Consider the following 21,438-nt stretch of genomic DNA (forward strand, 5'->3'; position numbering starts at 1 on the left):
ACGTCGGCATACCCCTTGCCGGGGCAAGGAGGCTCACCAGCCGCCCTAAGGTGCGCGACTGCCCGCAGCGGAAATCAACGTTTCTGTTACCATAAACTTGAATTATCACTACCTCGCATTTTCCTTCTACTGTGCATACTTATGTCCCGCTGGAATGGCAGCCCATTGTGGTACGTTTTTGTTGATTTTTGCTACCATTACCGTCATGTCATCTGCTATTTCACCAGATCTCGTACGAACTACTTCTTCTAATATTAAATCTGCAACTTCTTGCGGGTCGTTTGTTTGCATTTCACGAATTTTTCGTTTCAACCATAAATCAACATTTTCCACGTGCTTTGGACCATCGAAAATTCCATCGCTCATCATGATCAGTAGATCATCAGCCATTAATTGTTCCTTCACTATGTCAACATCAAACTCCTGAATAATACCCATTGGTAAATTGCTTGCTTCTACCTTAAGCATTTTATCTCCCCGTTTAATAAAACTTGGTGTTGAACCAATCTTCAAAAACCGAACAGCAGCATTATGCAAATTAATAACTGCTAAATCAAGCGTCGCAAACATCTCATCAGTAGATCGTAATGAAAGAATCGAATTTATTGATTTAATCGCTACCTTCTCTGGAATCCCTGTTTGCAATATTTGCTGTAGTAAACGCAATGTCTCTACACTTTCTTCATGAGCGCGTTCACCATTACCCATACCATCACTAATTGCCATTGCGTATTTGCCTGTACCTAGCTCCATTGTTGTAAAACTATCTCCTGATATAACTCCTCCCCCTTTTGCCGCGTGTGATACTCCTGTCTCCACCACATATTCCTTTGCCGATCCGAATACAATAAAACAGCTTCCGTTTGGAAATGGAGAGATTTCTTCTTGTTTAACAACTACCACTTCATTTAAAATATCAGAAAGCATTGGTGCGATTAACTTGGCACCTTCACCTCGGTACTCGTATAGGTTAACGAGCATTTCAATATCAATATTTCCTTTGTCCAAACTAAAAATATCCAGTTTTTCCATTTCAATTCCCATCTGTTCTAGTCCTTGAATAATTTGCATTTCCTGTTGTTCATGGTGATGTCGTTCCTTTAAAATTTCCTTTGCAAAGTCATCCATTACCTCTGACACACCCTGTAACTGTTCTGCAACAAAGCGTTTACTTTCAGACACTTGCTTCTGTAGCCGTTGATTTGCTTCGAATATCGTTAATTCTTCCTTCATCACATCCATTACTTTTTTCGATTTTACACAATGATTTTCAAACGTTCGCATATCTCCTGGGCTTGGCTCGCGATTTTCAACTAAGTCATTTTTTAACCCTTCCATTAATGAATACGATTTATCGAATTGCTGTTGCCAGCATCGGTTTTTCATAAAGCATCCTTGGCACGTTTTTTCCGTTACCTGACTTAAAAAATAGTCTGTTTCTCGTTTATAATCAGCATCTTCTTCAACAGATGTATATTCTACTGCTTGAAAGCTCCTTGAGAGCGCCTCAAAAACGTCTGAAAATTGCTCAACCCGTTTAGCCGTAACATTTCTAACCTTTTGTAGATACTGTTCCTGTTCATTCGTATACTCCTCCGTGCCAGGAATATAGCGGGAAAGTTTTTTAAACCAACTAGCAGGAGTGAGGAAAAATAATAAAATTGCTGCTGAGGACTCAATTAGAGAAGGAAGCAAATTGGCAGCATCTCCATATATGCCAACCAAAAAGGTCCCAACCAATAACCCAATACTAACCCCCATCTTTTTTCCTTCTTTAAGCAATCCACCGAGAAGCCCTGAAAACGCGAGTAGACTCATTTGATATAGATTGGCAACATTAGCAAGTGAAAGTATTAAACCAGCAACAACCCCAACAGTTGATCCAACTGCCGCTCCCCCAATGAAAGACAGCATTAAAACAAAATATCGTGAAAAAATTTGTTCGAAAGATGCATTATATATTTCCCAGCCAATTGATCCCGTTAGTATGGAAGCAAGTAATATAATCATACAAACGATTTCTTCATTCTTTAACGTAGGTTTATATTTTTTTGGTGATAATAATGGAATGCTTTGCATAAAGATTAATACTAGGACCGTTCCCAAAACACCTTCAACAAATAAAAGCATCCATTCGTATGATGATAGCTGACCTGAAAATGAATAAAGTGTGATACGTGGAGCCATGGTGGCTAAAAAAACAAACAAAAGAATTGCTCCTTGTTGGTTTTTTACACGTTTAAACAAACCAGCTAAAAATATAAAAACAATCATGGCAAGCATAATAAATATACCTTGATCGACCGAATAACTTAATGCTCCAATAAAGGTGGCTAGCATTACCTTTGCTGCCTTTTCTTTATGTACAAGCCATATCGTTGCTAAAAACGCAACAGAAAACGGAGATACGGCAGATAATATGACAGCTCGTCCTAACAAAAAACCGACAATAAAAAATAACCACCCCTTCTCTATTAAAATTGATTGTGTTTTTGAATAGATCCTTCTTCGCCACTTATGCATGACCCCTTGTTCAGCCCCGAACACCTTTGTTTCCATTCTTGGTATTGAATCCATCATCCAAATCCACTCCCTCTTAAAGCTATTAAATCATAGGAAGTAAATTTATTTTGTCAAAACATCAGACGATATTCATAAAATCGTTCGACTAACTTCTATTTAAATCAATCACGTTTCTACAAGAACTAACGCGTTTCCAAAAATAAAATTGTGAAAAAGTATGCTTAAACACTTGTTATCTGGTAATCGTTCCATATCTTGTTTAACTTGCAAAATTCGCTATATGAACGAAATTTCAAAAATCTAGCGAAAGGATTGACACTACTCGTATAGTGATGTAATATATTTTTTGCACTGCTAAAAAGTTAACGCTTAAAGTTAGCAGTATAAGTTTAGTTAACTAAGGCTTTCACCATTAAAGCCTGGCGACAAGCCAAGTTTTCTAATGGCTAAATTTGGCGGCGTAGCTCAGCTGGCGAGAGCGTACGGTTCATACCCGTGAGGTCGTGGGTTCGATCCCCTCCGCCGCTATCAAAACTTGAAAAGCGTAGGCGACTGGTCAGAAGCGGACGCATAAGCAAGGAACCGTAAAACGCTTGTTCTTTAGCGTTTGGAGTGTTCATTGCTTATGACGGCAGCTTCTAGGAGTCGGAGCTAGACAAACAAAAGCTCGAGATTCCTATGAATCTCGAGCTTTTGTAGTATCTGTTGCGGTCTATCGGACACACGATTCCTTATTTACTAAAAAACGAACCCTTTTCACATGTTTGCGGACTCAAGATACCTTATTTAGCAAAAATGGACACAAAAGAAGCGCAATCCTATCAATAAGGGCCTATGTGTCCGCTTCCCCCCATAAATCAGGTTGTTTTCTACAAATAGCGAACACTCTGTCCGCTAAATATTCATTTACCTAAAAGCATTGCTGAGCGCTGGAACTGGACGTGTCTGTTTCGGTTAGCCATTTGCCCAAAATTTCAATTCTATAGTTTCCAACAAAAAAAGGCACTACTTCGAAAAGTAGTACCTGCCATGATCTATTTTTATAGAGCATCTTTATAGACAGCAATATTATCCTCGTTTAGCACCCCGGCCTCCGCGTTTGGTTTCCGTTTGCTTCTTCAATGAAGCTAAACGATCCTCTGAATCCTTTAGAAATTTGTTCATCTTTGATTCAAATGTTTCGCCACGATCACGGTTGTTCCTCGGACGTGCTGGCTTATCTTTAGCCTTTTTGATGGATAGACCGATTTTACCATCTTTCTCAACATTAATTACTTTAACCAAAACATCGTCACCGACAGTTAAGTGTTCATTAATGTCTTTAACATAGTTATCGGCAACTTCACTAATATGGACTAGACCTGTTTTCCCTTCTCCAAGTTCTACAAATGCACCAAAATTAGTGATACCAGTTACCTTACCTTGCAGCTTGCTGCCTACTTCGATTGACATAAAAAAAATGCTCCTCCTTAAAATTTTAAATATACTACTATTATATTATAGCCAAGTTAGTAAAAGTGTGTCAATAAGATGGCTCCTCGTCAGGGATTTTGAAAATTAATTCCCCTTCTTTAGAGAAAAAATAATTGGTTCTTGCAATTTCTAGAACGTATTCCTCATTTTGCAAGAGCTGAATTTCCTCTTTAAGATCAGCCTCTTTATTTTCTAATTTTGCCATCTTTTGTTGCAATTGTTCATATTGTTCCTGTTTCTCAGCTTGGAGTGCACGTTGCTTAACATGATATGTAACCATTGTGCCGATCATAAGGAGGGCTATGATAGAAAATAACACAAGACGCCGAATCAGACGTTGTTTTTTACGTTTCTGCCTACCTTTATGTGCATCGTACTGCTGCATATAATCTGAACTTAATCTTGTTACTGTTTTTTCCTTCGCGGACACGACCTCATTACCTCCTCTTAAATTTTAAATACTTCCACCATTTCTTACATATATTCTTCATTGTACTATAAAATCCTGCTAGTTTGTGTAAATATTTTTTAACTCCTTCCGGTAATATGCGATAAATGAACATAATTACCCACTTAAATGGAGCAAAGATTATTTTACCTATCGTTAGTAATACAATGAAAAGAACCTGAAGTATATAGGCAATTGCCGAGAATAATAAGGAAAAAACAAACACAACTGGCGCGACAAGTATTTTTCGAACTGTATTTGCTATAAAACGATACACCGATAAGGCAATCTGAATCAGCCGCTCAAGTAATTTTTTGTATGCTTTAGCTGCAAGTGCTTGATATGTTGCAAACCCAAGCAAACAAGCAGCAAATACATAGAATCGTAACTCACCAGCATTTACACGATATAAAATATAAAATAATAATAAGGTTTGTGAAATCCAGAAGCAGATTTCCATGAAAAAGATGAGGAATACGGAATGCTTCCAATGTACCGATGCTCGCCTAAATGTATCCAATATAGCCCCTAAATAAAATCCACCTAAGATCATGGCGAGCATCGTCATAAACTGGACGGATAGAATCATCTAAACAACTTGCTAAAGAAACCCTTAGCTTTCTCCTGATGTTGTTCATCTACATAGGAAAGCTCATAGATTTTACCTTTTATGGAAACAAGCCCTTCACTTACATCCAAATTTTTCAGATGAAGGTTTTGTCCACGTACAATTAAAAATCCCATGACGGTTTCCAACAAAAATTCCTCATTGTCAAAGCTATCCACTTCTTTTACACCACTGATTTCTACGCTTTTTCGATTATTAATTTTCAAAGCGTGATCCTGTTGTGTTACATGAGGTTGCGTATCCTTTTCATAATAATTCATAAAAATCGTCCTCCTTATCATTATAACTATATGAAAAGGAGGACAAGTCTAGAACTGCGTTATCTTTATTTTATAAAACATCATTGTTATTTTGTTGTGCTTCTTTCACCTGTTGACGCGTATCATGCAATTCTTCATAAGTCTGTTGGAATTGAGGGTTTTCCGTAGCCTCCGTTCCATAGGATTGCGTGTTTTGTAACTGCCGCTCAGCTTGTTGCAACTGTTCTTCAGCTTGTTTGAGAAGTTGAGGGTCTCTGCCTTGTGCTTGTTTGACAGCTCGACCAGCTTCTTTTATTTGTTGACTTGCCTGTTGTAGTTTTTGATGAAGACTTTTCTCTTCCATTTCGTACACTCCTTTTATTGTGGCAATATCTATATTTTCCCTTGTGTTAAAGGTATTATGTATAGAAAAAATACAATTTAAATAGTTAAAAGACACAATCTTGCAAAAAATAAAAAATAATTCATTCTATTTCATGTAAAGAAATGGTAATATGGTATAAATAGATAGTTTAACCTAGATAAAGGGGGATTTGGGTTATGTCACATGCAATAGAATGTAAGAATGTGAGTAAAGTCTTTAAAGGAGACGGCGTAAGTACATACGCTTTAGAAAACGTTAATCTGCAATTTAAAGAAGGCGAGTTTGTAGCAATTGTTGGCGCATCAGGATCTGGTAAATCAACGTTGTTAAGTCTTCTTGGTGCATTAGATATACCTTCGGATGGTGAGGTAATCTACGGAAACCACCCAATCAATAAGTTAAACCAAAAAAAATTAGCCGATTTCCGTTTTGAAAATATCGGTTTCATTTTTCAACAATTCCACTTACTACCTACCTTAACTTCCTTAGAGAACGTCATGGCTCCTTTGTTTTCACGAAAAGTATCCTATAACAAAAAAGAACGTGCAGAAGCGTTACTTGCACAAGTTGAATTAGGAGATAAGCTTAACTCCTTGCCATCCCAATTATCTGGTGGCCAGCAACAACGCGTTGCTATTGCCCGTGCAATGGTTCATGAGCCACACTGGCTTTTAGCGGATGAACCGACTGGGAATTTAGATACCCATACAGGAGAAATTATCTTTGATCAGTTAACTGCTTTAAATAAAGAAAAGGGTTGCGGCGTCATCTTTGTTACGCATGACCCAGACCTTGCTTCACGTGCTAACCGCATCGTAGAAATGAAAAATGGAAAGGTAATGAGCGATACAAGGAGTACCGTTCATGTATAGGATTATATGGAATTCCTGGATGCGTAACAAGGAACGATTTCTCCTTTCCGTAATCGGTGTTGTGCTAATTAGCGGAGTTCTCATCTATTTATTCAGCCTTACAGAGACAACAAAAGGAACGGTTAATGAAACGCTACAGAAGAAATGGAAAAGTGCGTATGATCTTGTTGTTACTCCACCAGATACTGTTTTAAATAAGAATAATTTAATGACACCGAATTTTCTTAACGGAATTAACGGCGGGATTAGCTATGAAGATTATGAAACAATTAAAAATATAACTGATGTGGAAGTGGCTGCTCCTCTTGCCGTAATGGGGTATACACAACTCCCACTACAAATAAAAGGTACGTTTGATGTAAAGGATCCTGGACTGTACAAACTAAATACTCAATATACCCATGATAACAATTTGTTTAAAACAACATTAATAGATAGAACAGATTACAGGATTGTGGGTTGGACTGGTACTATTTATGATTTAAACTTTGGCGTTTATCCACTTGAAGGTGGCATTGCTTTGTTTTCGCAACAGTTAATTGTTGGAATAGATCCAGAACAAGAAGCAAAGTTGGTTGGACTTGATAAGACAATCGAATCAACGAAGTCAAGCAGATACTTAAATTCAGATGATACAGCTAAACAACATGCGAGATTTGATGATAACTTTCGTTTACCAGTTATATTGAATCAGGACAGTGTTTCAGCAATTAAATACAAAGTAACCCTAGAAAAACTAGAAATACCTTTTCAGACAAAAGAAGAACAGCAAGATATTGTCAATAAGATAAAGGGAAATGGCGATAAGTTTCTTGACAAAATAGACACCAAACCAATTGATGAATATATGCTTACTGGGAAACAGTTTGAAGACATGTACTTTAAGACGCTTAATAAGCCTAGTGAAAACCCTATGGTTAAGCTCGCTACATCCCAATTAATAAATGCCTCAAGTCCGTTAAATTATCAACAAATAAATAGTCCATTTCCAAAGAGATGGAAAGTTGGGTTTAAGATTAAAAATGACCCGCTTAAAACAAATGAAAAAATAGGTTATGATGAAATGTTTCCGAATCATGTGTTCAGACAACCTACATTTGTAGATCACAAACTGGAAAACGGAGGAGCCTCTTTTCCAGTTTTAGAATTAGATGTTGTTGGTAAATATGATCCAACCAAGCTAAAGGTCAGCAAAGACCCACTGACAAAATTACCACTTCAAACATATCGTCCAGCCGAGGCGAATGTAGTGTTAGATGAAAATGGAGAACCGCTCAATCCTGTCAAAAAAATAAAGGGATCCGGTTACCCAACAGCTCTATTACCAAACCCACCAAACTTATTAACAACCGTGAAAGCTGCTGAAAAAGTAACGGGCGGAAATAGTATTTCTTCTATCCGAATAAGAGTAGACGGAATTGAGGAGTTCGGTAACGATTCACAAGATAAGTTAGAAGCGGTAAAACAAGAAATTATAGATAAAACAGGTTTACAAGTAATCATCACACGAGGATCATCACCGCAACCAACTATCACACAAATCGTTAATAAAGGTGAAACGGAAGGATGGATGGAACAGACGTGGATTCACATTGGCGCTGCAATTGCAATTTTTAGAGAAACATCACTTGGCTATACAAGTGTGCTTCTAGCAGTTTTATTGATAGGGGTCATGTATGTGCTAGCCACATCTTATGTTTCGTTTCTAACGAATCGAAAAGAATATAGTATTTTCCTCGCACTTGGCTGGAGAACCAGCATGTTACGGAAAATGATTATAATAGAAGCTTTATCCTATGTGATATTGATTAGTATTTTGGCATTTGGTGTGGAATATATTTTGGCACAGAATGGATCAGAATTTAACATTGCCAAAATAGGTTTAGTTAGTCTAACAGCCTTGTTAATTTATGGATTTGGCATTCTAATACCTCTTGTCCAGGTAGGAAAAATAAAGCCATATCAAGGAATAAGAACGGGAGAAATTAGTTCAAAATCCAGAAGAATTTTTAAGAATCAATCGATTCTTGGATTGGTTATAAATCAAGTTATGCAACGCCCATGGCGAAACTTATTATCTATTTTGGCCATTGCACTACCATCAACATTACTAGCATTCTATCTTTTTGTATCCTTCCGTCTAGATGGTGTACTGTATACATCTTATTTGGGAGAATTTATTGCAGTTGAAGTAAATGAATCGCATTACTTCATTATGGGTGCAGCGCTACTAGTCGGTGTATTAACCACCGCTGAATTAATGTGGCAAAACATCGTGGAGCGGCAAAGTGAACTAGCTTTGTTTAAATCAATTGGATGGAAGAATAGATCCGTTGGAAGTTCGATTATTTTGGAAGGTGCGTTGGTTGGGATTTTAGCTGGATTAGTCGGAGTAATCCTTTCCATGGTATATATCGGATTCATGTATGGGATTTTCCCTTGGGATTCCCTTCTGATTCTTTTATCGACTATTTTTATTCCAACTATAGTTGGGGTTATTGGGGCTACAATACCAACTGTAAAGGCATTAAAAACGAATCCATACGAGGTATTAAAGGAAAGTGCTTAAAAATGTAACGGCAAAGGGGGATAATTTTAATGAGTAAACTTGTAAAAGTTATAGGTGTTTCCATAATGACAGTATGTTTAATGGCTGCCTGCTCTGAAAATGCTTCTAAGAAGGATGAGCCTTCACAGGAAGTAAAGGAGAAATCACAAGGTGATAACCAGATTAAAGAAGTAAAAGAAGAACCTGAAAAACAGGAAGTTTTTTCCAAATTGGGCGACACGGTGGATGCTGGGGGAATAAAGGTTACGCTCACAGATATTGAAGTTTATACTGGAGAAACAAGATTTGATCCAATATATCGGGATCATGCAGTTAAGATCGGAGTTATTATAGAAAATACAACCGATACAAAAGTTTATGCTACTTCTTCCGAATTCAACATGTATGGTGTGGATGGACTAAAAGTCAGACCTGTAATACCAGCTGGTAGCATAGATTTAGATGCCGAGCTTGCAGCAGGAAAAAAGATTAAAGGTGCCATTTATTTTGATGTCCCTGATCAAGAAGGGTTTTGGAAAGTTCGCTACGCGTCTTTTTCAACTGGTGGGGCTGCTAGCTGGGAAGTACCAGCAAAATAAAGATGGATTAATATCATCAAAAGATTTACTTATTGGGGGAAAAGTTGTGAATAAACTTATAAAGGTGCTAGGTCTAACAGTATTAGCAGTATGTCTAATGACTGCCTGCTCTGAAAAAACTGGTAAAAAGGATGAGCCCTTACAGGAAATAAAAGAAAAAACGCCAGAAGAAAATCCCGATAAAGTGGTTAAGGAAGAATCTAATGAAAAACCTAAAGAAGAACCTGAGGAAAATGCAAATGCTCATAAAATAGGCGATACTGTATATGCCAATGGAATAAAAGTTACTCTCACAAGTATTGAGCCTTTTACTGGAGAAATGAAACAATTTAAACCACTATATCAAGATCATGCAGTTAAGATTGGAGTTATTATTGAAAATACAACGGACAGAAAAGTCTATGCTGATTTATATCATTTCAAAATGTATGATGTGGAAGGTCTCGAAATTAGACCAGCAATGCCAGCTGAAGAAAGTAATATAAATGAAGAGTTAGGATCAGGAGAGAAAGTTAAAGGCGCGATTTTCTTTGATGTTCCTGACCAGCAAGGGGTATGGGAAGTTCGTTATACGGCTTTTGAAACTGGAGGAAGTGCCACATGGAGTGTTCCGGCAAAATAAGTCAAACGGGAGTGTACCTCAACACAGGTTACACTCCCGTTTTATAAAAAGCATATAGTAGAGTCATTAAATTAACTATTCCTACTCAACCTTCTCTTCCTTCACCACACTATACAGCATTTCCGCTTCTTCTTTCCGCACAACTTCTTTCAAATCATTAATCTTAATCGTAACAAGCTTTTGACCAAAACGAATAACAAGCTCATCGCCTTTTGATACAGTTGAAGCAGCTTTTGCTTGATTGCCATTAATCGTAATTCTTCCTTGATCGGCTACTTCCTTTGCTAATGTACGTCGTTTAATAAGTCGTGATACTTTTAAAAATTTATCTAAGCGCATATCCTCACTCTTCCTTTTTTGCTTGATTCCAATAAAAATCCATCTCTTCTAGTGATGCATCACTAAGTTGCTTTCCCTGTTCTACTAACTGTTTTTCTATATACCCAAAGCGAGAAATAAATTTTTGATTGGTTTGATTTAACGCGATCTCTGCATTTACTTTATAATATCTTGCTAGGTTAGCAATGACAAACAGGACGTCACCAAACTCCTTTTCTACTTCAAAACTATCACTTGCTTTTATAGCTTCCTTAACCTCTGCAATTTCTTCTTCAAGCTTTTTCCAAACTCCTTCTTTTTCTGTCCACTCAAAGCCGATCTTGGCAGCCTTCCCTTGTAGCTCTGTTGCTTTTAATAGCGAAGGATAATGCTTCGGTATGCCATCTAAATAGGAAGTCCGTTCGTCTCCCTTTTCCTCTTTCTTTAGGGCATCCCAGTTTTTATATGCGTCAGAAACTGTATCCACACGCTTGTCACCAAATACATGTGGATGACGGTGAATCATTTTGTCAGTAATGGAACGTATTACATCGTCAACAGTGAAGTATCCATCATCTTCTCCAATTTGACTGTGCAGCATGACCTGCAGGAGAATGTCACCTAGCTCTTCTATGATACCATCATCATCTTGTTGATCAATTGCTTCAATTAATTCATAGACTTCTTCAATCGCGTATTCACGAAGCGATTCATGTGTCTGCTCCCGATCCCATGGACATCCTTCAGGACTACGCAACACATGAATAACCTGACGTAAACGATCAAATGTATGATTTAGTAGTTCTTGCACAACAGGTGGTATGTATACACTTGTTAAATTTCCAACCTCTAGGTTATGGTCTAGCTCCTCTAGTTCAATAGTTATTATTTTCTCTGTTTTACTACCAGCCGCTTCGACTACTTTAACAGGATAGTCTGGTGGGAGGTCTTCCAATAATGCTAGCTTTACATTAGATGCAATGAATTGATCATAAACCTGGCAGAATACGATATGATTCCGGTAATTTAGATCACTTCGTTCAAACGCAGTACCGTCGATAAATTGCAATCCATCGATTGGGTCTATTTTGAGTGAAGTAAATAAATCATCTAAATAGCTTTGACCACCTAATACATTCACTTCTATTTCGTCTTGCTTCAATAAAAGCTGGACAGTTTTTTCAGCGAGCATCGGATGACCAGGAACCGCGTAAATAATAGATTCCCTCCTTGCCTTTTCCAGCAACAGCTCAACTATTTCCGTATAAACGTCCTCAAATTGATCATTTTTTTCATAGTAACCATCAAATGACTCAAAGCAGACTCCTTCTTGTTTCAACGAATCTATTACAGGGTGGTCGTCCGTACGTGTATAAACCGTCTGTTTATGATTGATTAGTTTTTTATATATCCCAAGTGGCAGTTGATCGATATCACCTGCGCCAAGTCCGATTATTTCTATGTTATTTGTCATTATGAATCCTCCCCTGCTGCACCTTTAATAAAAATGAGCTACCTGGTAACATCATTACTTGTTTACTCGTAAAGGCATGAAATTTTACTAATAAATACAAATAAACGATTGCTCCTATTATTGCTACAACTATAACATATGCTAATAACAGATATCGATTTGATTCAATGTGACTACTAACAAGCAAATCCATACTTAAAACATAGATGCTCATACCTATGCTAGCTACTAACAGAGCACGCCAATTAATATAACGGAAAAATTTTAAGCGAGGCAATTCTCTTTTCAATGCTTGGAATACGAGATAACACAACACTAGTAACGCGATTACTGTAGCAAGTGCACTTCCTGTTATTCCAAATAATGGTACAAGTATTAAATTGCCTACCCACTTAACAGTGAGAGCTAGTAGTATAAAAAACGCAGTCCGTTTTACCCGATCTAAACTTTGTAAGATTGAAGCCGCTGTAATGGCTAGTGAACAAAATACAATGGATAGCATCAAAACTCGAAGGCTATCTGTACCACTTTTATCTTGAAATAATAGCAAATTTGCTTCAGGTAGAATTAGGATTAGACCAATTACTGCACCAATGGTGAGATAAAAGCTAAACACTAAAGCAGCTCTAGCAAAATGATACATTTCCGATAGTTTATTCCTTCTCGATAAGTTTGGTATCAACGCTAATGCAAAGGATGAACCTAAAACAGTACAAAGTTGAATTAACGGCTGACCACGGTCAAATACCCCTTTTGTTTTCATTGCAGCTTCTTTCGATAGTCCATAATTCTGTAATCCTGGAACGAGGGTGAATGCATCTGCTAGTTGAATAACCAATAACGTCATATGATTCAGTGCTGCAATAACTCCGAAAAATAAAAGCATTTTCCAATAATATATCCAAGGAACTGCAGCATGTCCCAATTTACGAGGTGCTAGCCTAGCAAAGAATGCCATTAAGATAATGATGGCAATCCCCGCGCCACATATAGCAGCGATTGCACCAGCTTGACCGATAACATATATATTGCCATTACTTTTCACAAGAAATATTGCGACGGAAATAATGATAATAATACGAAGGATTTGCTCCCCAATCTGAGAAGTCGCCGTTGGTTGCATATGATTGTTCCCCTGAAATACACCACGTAATAATGCAGTGAATGGGATCATTAGGAAAACAAATGCGGTCGTCTGAACGGAACGTATAAGATTGTCATCGCCCATCCAGTTAGCTATTAGCGGTGCGTTAAAAAAGATAATCCAAAATACACACCCGTTAATCAATAGTAATATTGCCAAGAGTGGTAGATAAAAACTTTTGATAGATAGTGTATTTCCCTTTTCTTGTAATTCAGTTGTCACCTTTGAAATAGCTGAAGGGAAACCATATAAAGCAAGAACAGTTGCCATACCTAAAAAAGGATAAATTTGTTGATAAATATAATATCCAAAATCACCGGTTAAATTTTGCAAAGGCACCCGGTAACCAGCACTCAACACTTTACTTAGTAGTCCAGCAAATGTAAGAATGAATGCTCCCTTCACCCAATTAGTTGATTCATTTCCGCCCATGGTTAACGCCTTTCTCAAAAACCCATTTTCCCCAATTATAGCAGACAAGAAAAGCGAAGGCGACTGGTTAGAAGCGGACGCATAAGCAAGGAACCGTAAACGCCCGGTCTTTCGCGTTGAAGTGTTCATTGCTTATGACGGCAGCTTCTAGGAGCCGCAGCTGGATTAAGAAAAGCGGAGGCGACTGCTTAGCGGCGTACAAATAGATAGGCAGGTGAAAAGTAGGGTGTTCTTTCCCTACGTTCATCCTGACTATCTATTTGCTAGGCGCTAAGAGCCGTAGCTGGATCAAGAAAAGCGGAGGCGACTGCATAGAAATCCTTCCATACGAAATAAAAAGATCAGCCACTGTAGGCTGACCCTTCTCGTATTAGTTATTATTCCATTTGCTTCGCCAAGAAGTTTGAGGCGGTTTCAATGGCTTTTTGTTCTACTTCACTAAGCTGTTTCCCATCTCGCGCAATCATTATTACACAGCCAATCGGATCACCGTTTGCAATAATTGGACTGATACAGAAGGATGATAGCTCTTCATCTTTTCCTTGTAAAATTTCCACCTTTTTAGACTCGGTTTCAAAGATTTGAGATCGACTTTCTACTGCCTTTTCTACCTGTTCACCAATACTTTTATTTAAATAATCCTTTTTAGATTCACCGGCAACAGCAATGATTTCGTCTCGATCAGAAATTAATACGGCTTGATGTAGGGAGTCAAATAATGCCTCTGCATATTCTTTAGCAAAACTCCCTAATTCGTTTATTGGCGAATATTTTTTTAGAATAACTTCTCCTTCACGATCCACAAAGATTTCTAATGGATCTCCTTCACGAATTCGTAACGTTCTTCTTATTTCTTTTGGAATAACTACTCGTCCCAAATCATCAATTCGACGCACAATTCCAGTTGCTTTCATTTTTATGTAGCCTCACTTTCCTATGATGATCATTTCTGGTTCGATTTCCACTTTTAAATAGAACTTGAAGAAAACACCAGTTGTACCGTTAGTATGATTCATCTGGAAAAAACTATACATGAAACAAGTAATTTCTAGTTATCCCGATTAACGGTTGCCAGTTGTTTCATGAATTGAGTAGCTACGTCATAGCGTTGATGCTTTTTATCTTTCGACCATTGGATCGTAATTTTGAGATTTTTATTATCTGTTCCAAGTTGAATTCCACGTCCGTATTCATTTGCAATATCAAACAATTTTGATCCGTCTACTTGTTGACTGCGATTTTCGTCAACGAGCAACTCTATCTTATTTGCTTTTTCCGTAATGGACTCAACGCGTTCATTTCGAGCATGCATTTTCAATGATGAAACCTCAAATAAATTTGCGACCTCTTCAGGAAAATCTCCAAAGCGATCAATTAATTCCTCTCGTAAATCCTCTACATCTTCTGGAGAAGATATTGTCTGGAATCGTTTGTACATATCAATTTTTTGTTTTTCATCTTTAATGTACGTATCCGGAATATACGCATCAATTTTCAAAGCAAGCTCTGGTTCAAACGGCTTCATATCGATGACATCTTTGCCAAATTTACGCGCATCAATAGCATCCTTTAGCATTTGCGAATACATGTCAAACCCGACCGAGTCAATAAATCCATGTTGTTGTGCACCTAAAAGGTTTCCTGCACCCCGAATGGACAAGTCACGCATCGCAATTTTGAACCCAGATCCTAGCTCAGTGAATTCTTTAATTGCCTGAAGTCGCTTTTCTGCTACCTCTGTCAATACTTTGTCTTTTTTATACGTAAAGTAAGCATATGCTACACGATTGGAACGCCCTACTCTTCCACGTAATTGATAAAGCTGACTGAGACCCATTCGATCAGCATCATACACAATTAACGTATTTACGTTTGGTATATCTACACCCGTCTCAATAATTGTTGTACTAACTAAAACATCATATTCACCTTCTAAAAATCCAAACATGACATTTTCGAGTTCCGTTTCATTCATACGACCATGCGCAATAGCAATTCTCGCGTCTTCAACAAGGTTACCAATTTCCCGTGCAATCGAATCAATATTTTCTACACGATTGTATAAGAAAAATACTTGCCCACCACGTGCCATTTCTCGTTCGATTGCTTCTCGAATTAGGATTGGATTATACTCAAGCACATATGTCTGAATCGGGAAACGATTTTCTGGTGGTGTTTCAATGACAGAAAGATCACGTACTCCGAGCATCGACATATGTAACGTACGAGGAATAGGTGTTGCTGTTAACGTCAATACATCTACATTTGTTTTCAGCTGTTTAATTTTCTCTTTGTGTTTTACACCAAATCGCTGTTCCTCATCCACTACTAATAAACCTAAATCACGGTATTGTACATCCTTTGATAATAGGCGGTGAGTACCAACTACAATATCAACCATGCCCGTCTTAAGACCGGCTGTTGTTTCTTTTAATTGTTTTTTTGTTCGGAATCTACTTAGTATGCCGATGTTGACTGCTTGATCTTGGAATCGTTCACGAATTGTTTCATAGTGCTGTTGGGCAAGTATCGTTGTTGGAACTAGAATTGCTACCTGTTTACCATCTGCAACTGCTTTAAAAGCTGCGCGAATTGCCACTTCTGTTTTCCCGTATCCAACATCGCCGCATAAAAGTCTATCCATTGGTCTTTCTTTTTCCATATCCTCTTTAATCTCTTCAATACATCTCGTTTGATCTTCTGTTTCTTGATAAGGAAATGCTGCTTCAAATTCCCGTTGCATTTCGGTGTCCTCTGAAAAAGCAAATCCTTTCTTTGCTTCACGTTCGGCATATAGTTTAATCAAGTCGTCCGCGATATCTTCCACAGATGACTGGACTTTGCGTTTTACTTTCGCCCATTCGCTTCCACCAAGTTTGTACAGCTTAGGTTCTTTTCCTTCTGATCCAACAAATTTTTGAACTAAGTCAATTTGATCGATGGGTACAAACAACTTATCATCACTTGCATAGCGAATAAGCATGTAATCTTTATGCAAATCATTTACTTCAAGTGTTTCAATACCAATATATTTTCCTATTCCATGGTGTGCGTGAACCACATAGTCGCCGATTTTTAATTCTTGATAGCTTTTAATTCGTTCAGCATTCGAAATCTTTTGTTTTTTTCTAACACGCTTTGATTTCTTTTTAAATAATTCGTTTTCTGTTAATAGAACTAATTTATGCATTGGTAGCTCAACACCACTACTAATGTTGCCAATCGCAATAGTGGGCATTTCAACAGGTAGCTGCAAATTGGTGGTTTTATTAGCTTCTATTTCGTAATCAGCAAATATAGAATGCACTTTCTCCATCCGTTGCTTATTCGGTACTAGAATTACGACAGATGAATCACTTTTCGACCACCGCTTCAGTTCATTTTTAAAAAGGTGCATTTGTCCATGGAACTCTTGCATTGTTCGGGATGATAGATTAATGATATTTTGCGGTTGAGTATTCGGTATATGGCGCATAAATACAGACATATATAACCTAGGCTGCTTCATTTGTTGCCAAATTTCATGCCAATCAAAAGAAAATTTACTATTTCGTACCATTTTATTCGTTTCAAGCAAATTGCTGTACCATTCAGCTTCTTCTGTATCGATATTAGTAGCAGTCTCTTGAACCCTACTCATTTCATCCAGTATAATAATGCCGTTATTTGGTAAATAATCTAATAAACTAGCAGGTTTCTCATAGAGAAAACCAATATATTTGTACATCTCTTGAAAATGCTCTAAGTTTTTTAGACGTTCCAAATCATAGCTTAACGCTTCAGATAGCATCTCTTTTTCTTCATTTGTTTTAAGCTTTTTTAAGGAATCGGCTAATTCAGCCTCAATCCGATTAGCTCCTGAAAGAATATCTTCCTCTGTAAGCAATAACTCCGTAGCAGGTCCAATTGTTATTTCATTTTTTTTATCAAGCGACCGTTGAGTTTCTGCATCAAAATAGCGGATTGAGTCTACTTCCTCGTCAAACAGTTCAATCCGAACTGGGTGTTCCTCTGTAATTGGATAAATATCAATGATTCCACCACGACGACTAAACTCACCCGGAGTTGTTACCATCGTTTGGCGCTCATACCCCATATCTACTAGTGAGTTTAAATAGTTATCTATATGAATGTCTTCCCCAAGTACAAATCGAAGTTGATATTTTTCCCAATAACTTTTAGGAGGTAACAACCTTTTTAACGCTGCTACGGGAGCAATTAGAATACCTGATTCCTTTTTTGACCATTCTGTCAGCGCTTCGATTCGTTGACTTCTCAACTCTGGACTAGCAATAGCTATTTCAGATGCAATCAGTTCATTTACAGGGTAGAGATGTACATCTTGATCTCCCATAAACTCTGATAAATCATCATAAAGCTGCTGTGCTTGGACAAGCTGATGGGTAACCAATAAAACAGGTTTGTTGATTGATTCCTCTATTACAGAAACTAGTAAGCTTCTTGCGGAACCGGCAAGACCAGCTACAAGCTGTTCCTGCATCCCAGAACTTATTCCATCGATAATAGACTGAATGTCGTCCTTCGATTGTAAAAACGTATCAATACCCTTCAAAATAAAAACCCCCGGCAACCACTTATAATATGTATTATTTTAGTAGACTGATTTCATAATATTTGTTACTTTTCAACCTTCGTACTTGATGTATAATGCGACGTGGTTTGGCGCAAGTACATCAAGGACACTGATAGGTATCGGACTGAGGATACCTTATTTACCTTTTTCATTCTTTATTTTGAGGAATAACGGACACACGATGCCTTATTCGGCTAAAAAACATGACTTTCAACTGTTTTTACCCGAATAAGGAACCCTGAGTCCGATAACACCCGCATTTACCCTTATTTTTTATAAATAAGGAATCGTGTGTCCGATAGCTGACATCCTGCACGCAAACACAATCATTCCAGTACGCTCGAAAGTCACTTCACTAGCCTTGCCCACAGTGGAAATCAACTACTTCGCATTATATAAATTATGTGTCAAAACAACAATCTTTAAAAAACACGCTTTTAATATGACAAAGCGCAAAAATGCTTTGGTATACGAACCAAAGCTTTGCACGATTATTCTACTGTATAAAAAAATCAAGCTCATGATAATGCGGGTTTTGACCTAATGCCGCTTCGCAATCTTCACAGATTGTCTTAATTTGTACATCGCCATTTTGCTTAAACTGTACCATTTCTTTTTGATCCTCTGCTGACAATTTGTCAATACCAAGTGTTGTGGAATCAACTACGGATTGTTTAATTCTTCCTACCTCGTTCCCGCAATGTCTGCATGTATAAATTATAGGCATAAAAATACCTCCTCGAGATAAAACATGGGGTATCCTAAAGTTTATCCGAAATGCGTATTTTTATACCCTTTCACATAATGCTTTTATCTTAATTAAATTCATTCATAACTTCTATAAAAGGTTTATCAAGCCAAGCTTCAAAAGCATCAGCAGCTTTTTCGATACTATTCTGTACATCATCTGCCTGATCCTTTGAAAAGGAGCCTAATACAAAGTCCATTACCGGCTGTGGAGTTGTCGGGCGGCCGATACCAATTCGTATGCGTTTAAATTCCTTTGTTCCCAAGTGATTAATAGTCGACTTAATACCATTATGGCCTCCTGGTCCGCCTTTTTGACGCAATCGAATTTTCCCTGGTGGTAAATCTAGATCATCGTAAACAATGACAACATCGTCAACAGGAATATTGTAGTAATCCATTAATGGTCTAATCGCTTCTCCTGATAAGTTCATATAAGTTTGTGGTTGTAGAAGTAAAACCTTATATTTACCGATATACTCCAGCGCATATTTGCCATTGAACTTTTTTTTATCCAAATCAAAAGAATGACGGCTTAATAACTCGTCAATCACCATAAAGCCAATATTATGGCGAGTAGAATGATATTTTTTACCTGGGTTACCAAGTCCAACAATACACTTCATTATACTACTTCCTTTATAGAAATATCTTTTTCTGATACATACAACAATCCCTCCTATAACTGTCTTACAGGAGGGTTCAGTTGTATGCTATATAATCTAAAATTTATTTTTCTTCACTATTTTCTTCTTCAGGCTCAGCATCTACCAATTCAGGTTCTGCATTTTCATCTGTTTCTTCTGCCTCGATATCTTCCATCGTATCTGGTGGAACAATCGTAACTACAGTCGTTTCTGCATCATCAAGAAATTCGTAGTTTTTGCCTTTTGGTAAGTCAGCAACAGTAATACTATCGCCAACTTCTAAAGCTGATACATCTACTGTAATCTCTTCAGGAATATCACCTGGCTTCGCACGAACTTGAAGCTCGTACATTGGTTGTTGAAGAACGCCACCATCTTTAGCACCCTGTGCCTCACCATCTAAGTGAAGTGGTACTTCAACGTCCATTTCTTCTTGCATGTTTACCACATAGAAGTCTACGTGAACTAGCTCGTCTTTAATCGGGTTCATTTGATAGTCATGTAGCATGACATCTACTGAAGAATCATTCTCAATATCTAACGAGATAATAGCATTTCTACCTTCATCACGTATTGTTTTAATTAGTTCAACGCTGTCTACAGCAATTGATTTTGATTCTTTATCTTTTCCGTAAACAACACCAGGAACGTGTCCAATTTCTCTAATTTTCCTTAGAGCTGATTGCTCCTGATTCGTTCTTTTTGAAGCTTTTAGTTTTACTGCCATATTTTTCACCCTCCATTAATAACTACTTATTATTAATTCCCTTATTCAATATCTTTTAAACCTTTAATCAAATAATATACTTACTGATTCCATTTCATGAACTCGCACAATTGCTTCACCTATTAATGGTGCAACGGATAATTGTTTGATTTTATCAATATGTTTTTCTTCCGGTAATGGAATTGTGTTCGTAATAACTAGTTCTTCAATTTTTGAGCTTTGAATACGTTCAATTGCTGGACCTGATAAAACTGGGTGTGTACAACATGCATAAACTTCTTTAGCACCGTTTTCAACTAGTGCATTTGCAGCAAGTGTAATGGTTCCAGCTGTGTCGATAATATCATCGATTAATATAGCCGTTTTTCCTTCAATGTTCCCAACAATATTCATTACCTCAGCAACATTTGGTTTCGGTCTACGTTTGTCGATAATCCCAATTGGGGCTTTTAGACGGTCTGCCATTTTTCTAGCGCGTGTTACTCCACCATGATCTGGTGAAACAATTACAATATCGTCAAAATTTTTCTTCTTAAAATAATCAGAAAGGATTGGTACACCTTGCAAGTGATCAATTGGTCTGTCAAAAAATCCTTGAATTTGTGGGGCATGTAAGTCAAGCGTAATGACACGATCTGCACCAGCGGTCTCTAGTAAATTTGCGACTAGCTTAGCGGTAATCGGCTCTCTTGAACGAGCTTTTCGGTCCTGACGTGCATATCCATAGTACGGCATAACGATATTGATAGATCGGGCTGATGCACGCTTACATGCATCAATCATTATTAGTAATTCCATCATGTGTTGATTTACTGGGGAACTGGTAGATTGAACAACGTAAACATCGCATCCCCGAATACTTTCTTCGATATTAATTTGAATTTCACCGTCACTGAAAGAGGATACGGTACACTCACCTAACGTTGTGCCAATGTGGTCAGCTATTTCTTCCGCCAATTTACGATTTGAGTTTAATGAAAATACCTTTAACTTCCGATCATTATAGTTCGATGTCATG

The 21,438-nt window shown here is 37.6% G+C and carries 19 protein-coding genes and 1 tRNA gene; 5 read left to right on the top strand and 15 right to left on the bottom strand.

The window, feature by feature from the left end; genetic code table 11:
• Positions 1–126: 126 nt before the first annotated feature.
• Positions 127–2,580: a stage II sporulation protein E gene (gene spoIIE / locus ACY9Z2_RS17750; RefSeq protein ID WP_463611007.1), complete on the bottom strand. Its 2,454-nt coding sequence runs from the start codon at positions 2,578–2,580 to the stop codon at positions 127–129.
• A 397-nt stretch (positions 2,581–2,977) separates the two neighbouring features.
• Here spoIIE and ACY9Z2_RS17755 point away from each other — a divergent pair.
• Positions 2,978–3,051: transfer RNA gene (locus ACY9Z2_RS17755), tRNA-Met, on the top strand.
• Positions 3,052–3,591: 540 nt separating this feature from the next.
• Here the strand turns inward: ACY9Z2_RS17755 and ACY9Z2_RS17760 are convergent.
• The 5 genes from ACY9Z2_RS17760 to ACY9Z2_RS17780 form a co-directional block, all read right to left on the bottom strand.
• A complete protein-coding gene (locus tag ACY9Z2_RS17760; protein ID WP_463611008.1) occupies positions 3,592–3,975 on the bottom strand; it encodes a S1 domain-containing RNA-binding protein in 384 nt (127 codons plus the stop codon).
• A 70-nt stretch (positions 3,976–4,045) separates the two neighbouring features.
• A complete protein-coding gene (locus tag ACY9Z2_RS17765) occupies positions 4,046–4,426 on the bottom strand; it encodes an FtsB family cell division protein (protein ID WP_463611009.1) in 381 nt (126 codons plus the stop codon).
• 7 nt (positions 4,427–4,433) lie between these two features.
• Positions 4,434–5,033: a spore cortex biosynthesis protein YabQ gene (yabQ, locus tag ACY9Z2_RS17770; RefSeq protein WP_463611010.1), complete on the bottom strand. Its 600-nt coding sequence runs from the start codon at positions 5,031–5,033 to the stop codon at positions 4,434–4,436.
• A complete protein-coding gene (yabP, locus tag ACY9Z2_RS17775; RefSeq protein ID WP_463611011.1) occupies positions 5,030–5,332 on the bottom strand; it encodes a sporulation protein YabP in 303 nt (100 codons plus the stop codon). Before yabP ends, yabQ begins: the two co-directional genes overlap by 4 nt.
• 70 nt (positions 5,333–5,402) lie before the next feature.
• Positions 5,403–5,675: a hypothetical protein gene (locus tag ACY9Z2_RS17780; RefSeq protein ID WP_463611012.1), complete on the bottom strand. Its 273-nt coding sequence runs from the start codon at positions 5,673–5,675 to the stop codon at positions 5,403–5,405.
• Positions 5,676–5,872: 197 nt separating this feature from the next.
• Here ACY9Z2_RS17780 and ACY9Z2_RS17785 point away from each other — a divergent pair, with 197 nt between their 5' ends.
• From ACY9Z2_RS17785 to ACY9Z2_RS17800, 4 genes are read left to right on the top strand one after another with little or no spacing between them, the layout of a single operon-like run.
• On the top strand, positions 5,873–6,568 hold the full coding sequence (locus ACY9Z2_RS17785; protein ID WP_463611013.1) for an ABC transporter ATP-binding protein: 696 nt from the start codon (positions 5,873–5,875) through the stop codon (positions 6,566–6,568).
• A complete protein-coding gene (locus tag ACY9Z2_RS17790) occupies positions 6,561–9,137 on the top strand; it encodes an ABC transporter permease (protein ID WP_463611014.1) in 2,577 nt (858 codons plus the stop codon). The genes ACY9Z2_RS17785 and ACY9Z2_RS17790 overlap by 8 nt, the downstream gene beginning before the upstream one ends.
• A gap of 29 nt (positions 9,138–9,166) precedes the next feature.
• Positions 9,167–9,715 (top strand): DUF4352 domain-containing protein, encoded by a 549-nt coding sequence (locus tag ACY9Z2_RS17795; RefSeq protein ID WP_463611015.1) that lies wholly within the window; start codon positions 9,167–9,169, stop codon positions 9,713–9,715.
• A 46-nt stretch (positions 9,716–9,761) separates the two neighbouring features.
• A complete protein-coding gene (locus ACY9Z2_RS17800) occupies positions 9,762–10,337 on the top strand; it encodes a DUF4352 domain-containing protein (RefSeq protein WP_463611016.1) in 576 nt (191 codons plus the stop codon).
• 81 nt (positions 10,338–10,418) lie between these two features.
• Here the strand turns inward: ACY9Z2_RS17800 and ACY9Z2_RS17805 are convergent, their stop codons facing one another.
• From ACY9Z2_RS17805 to ACY9Z2_RS17845, 9 genes are all read right to left on the bottom strand, one after another.
• On the bottom strand, positions 10,419–10,676 hold the full coding sequence (locus ACY9Z2_RS17805; protein ID WP_463611017.1) for an RNA-binding S4 domain-containing protein: 258 nt from the start codon (positions 10,674–10,676) through the stop codon (positions 10,419–10,421).
• Positions 10,677–10,680: 4 nt separating this feature from the next.
• Complete coding sequence (gene yabN, locus ACY9Z2_RS17810; RefSeq protein ID WP_463611018.1) at positions 10,681–12,129, bottom strand: bifunctional methyltransferase/pyrophosphohydrolase YabN; 1,449 nt, start codon at positions 12,127–12,129, stop codon at positions 10,681–10,683.
• Positions 12,119–13,723, bottom strand: coding sequence for a putative polysaccharide biosynthesis protein (locus ACY9Z2_RS17815; RefSeq protein ID WP_463611019.1), 1,605 nt, complete (start codon positions 13,721–13,723; stop codon positions 12,119–12,121). The genes yabN and ACY9Z2_RS17815 overlap by 11 nt, the downstream gene beginning before the upstream one ends.
• 359 nt (positions 13,724–14,082) lie before the next feature.
• Positions 14,083–14,619 (bottom strand): stage V sporulation protein T, encoded by a 537-nt coding sequence (gene spoVT, locus ACY9Z2_RS17820; protein WP_463611020.1) that lies wholly within the window; start codon positions 14,617–14,619, stop codon positions 14,083–14,085.
• 134 nt (positions 14,620–14,753) lie between these two features.
• Entirely contained in the window at positions 14,754–18,278 is a 3,525-nt protein-coding gene (mfd, locus tag ACY9Z2_RS17825) for a transcription-repair coupling factor (RefSeq protein ID WP_463611021.1), read from the bottom strand.
• 517 nt (positions 18,279–18,795) lie between these two features.
• A complete protein-coding gene (fin, locus tag ACY9Z2_RS17830) occupies positions 18,796–19,026 on the bottom strand; it encodes an anti-sigma-F factor Fin (protein WP_463611022.1) in 231 nt (76 codons plus the stop codon).
• 88 nt (positions 19,027–19,114) lie between these two features.
• Complete coding sequence (gene pth, locus ACY9Z2_RS17835; RefSeq protein ID WP_463611023.1) at positions 19,115–19,672, bottom strand: aminoacyl-tRNA hydrolase; 558 nt, start codon at positions 19,670–19,672, stop codon at positions 19,115–19,117.
• Between the two features lie 103 nt (positions 19,673–19,775).
• Complete coding sequence (locus ACY9Z2_RS17840; RefSeq protein ID WP_463611024.1) at positions 19,776–20,420, bottom strand: 50S ribosomal protein L25/general stress protein Ctc; 645 nt, start codon at positions 20,418–20,420, stop codon at positions 19,776–19,778.
• Between the two features lie 63 nt (positions 20,421–20,483).
• Positions 20,484–21,437, bottom strand: a complete 954-nt coding sequence (locus tag ACY9Z2_RS17845; protein WP_463611025.1) for a ribose-phosphate diphosphokinase — start codon at positions 21,435–21,437, stop codon at positions 20,484–20,486.
• Between the last annotated feature and the right edge of the window lies 1 nt (position 21,438).

Source organism: Virgibacillus sp. GM2-2, from assembly GCF_055329585.1.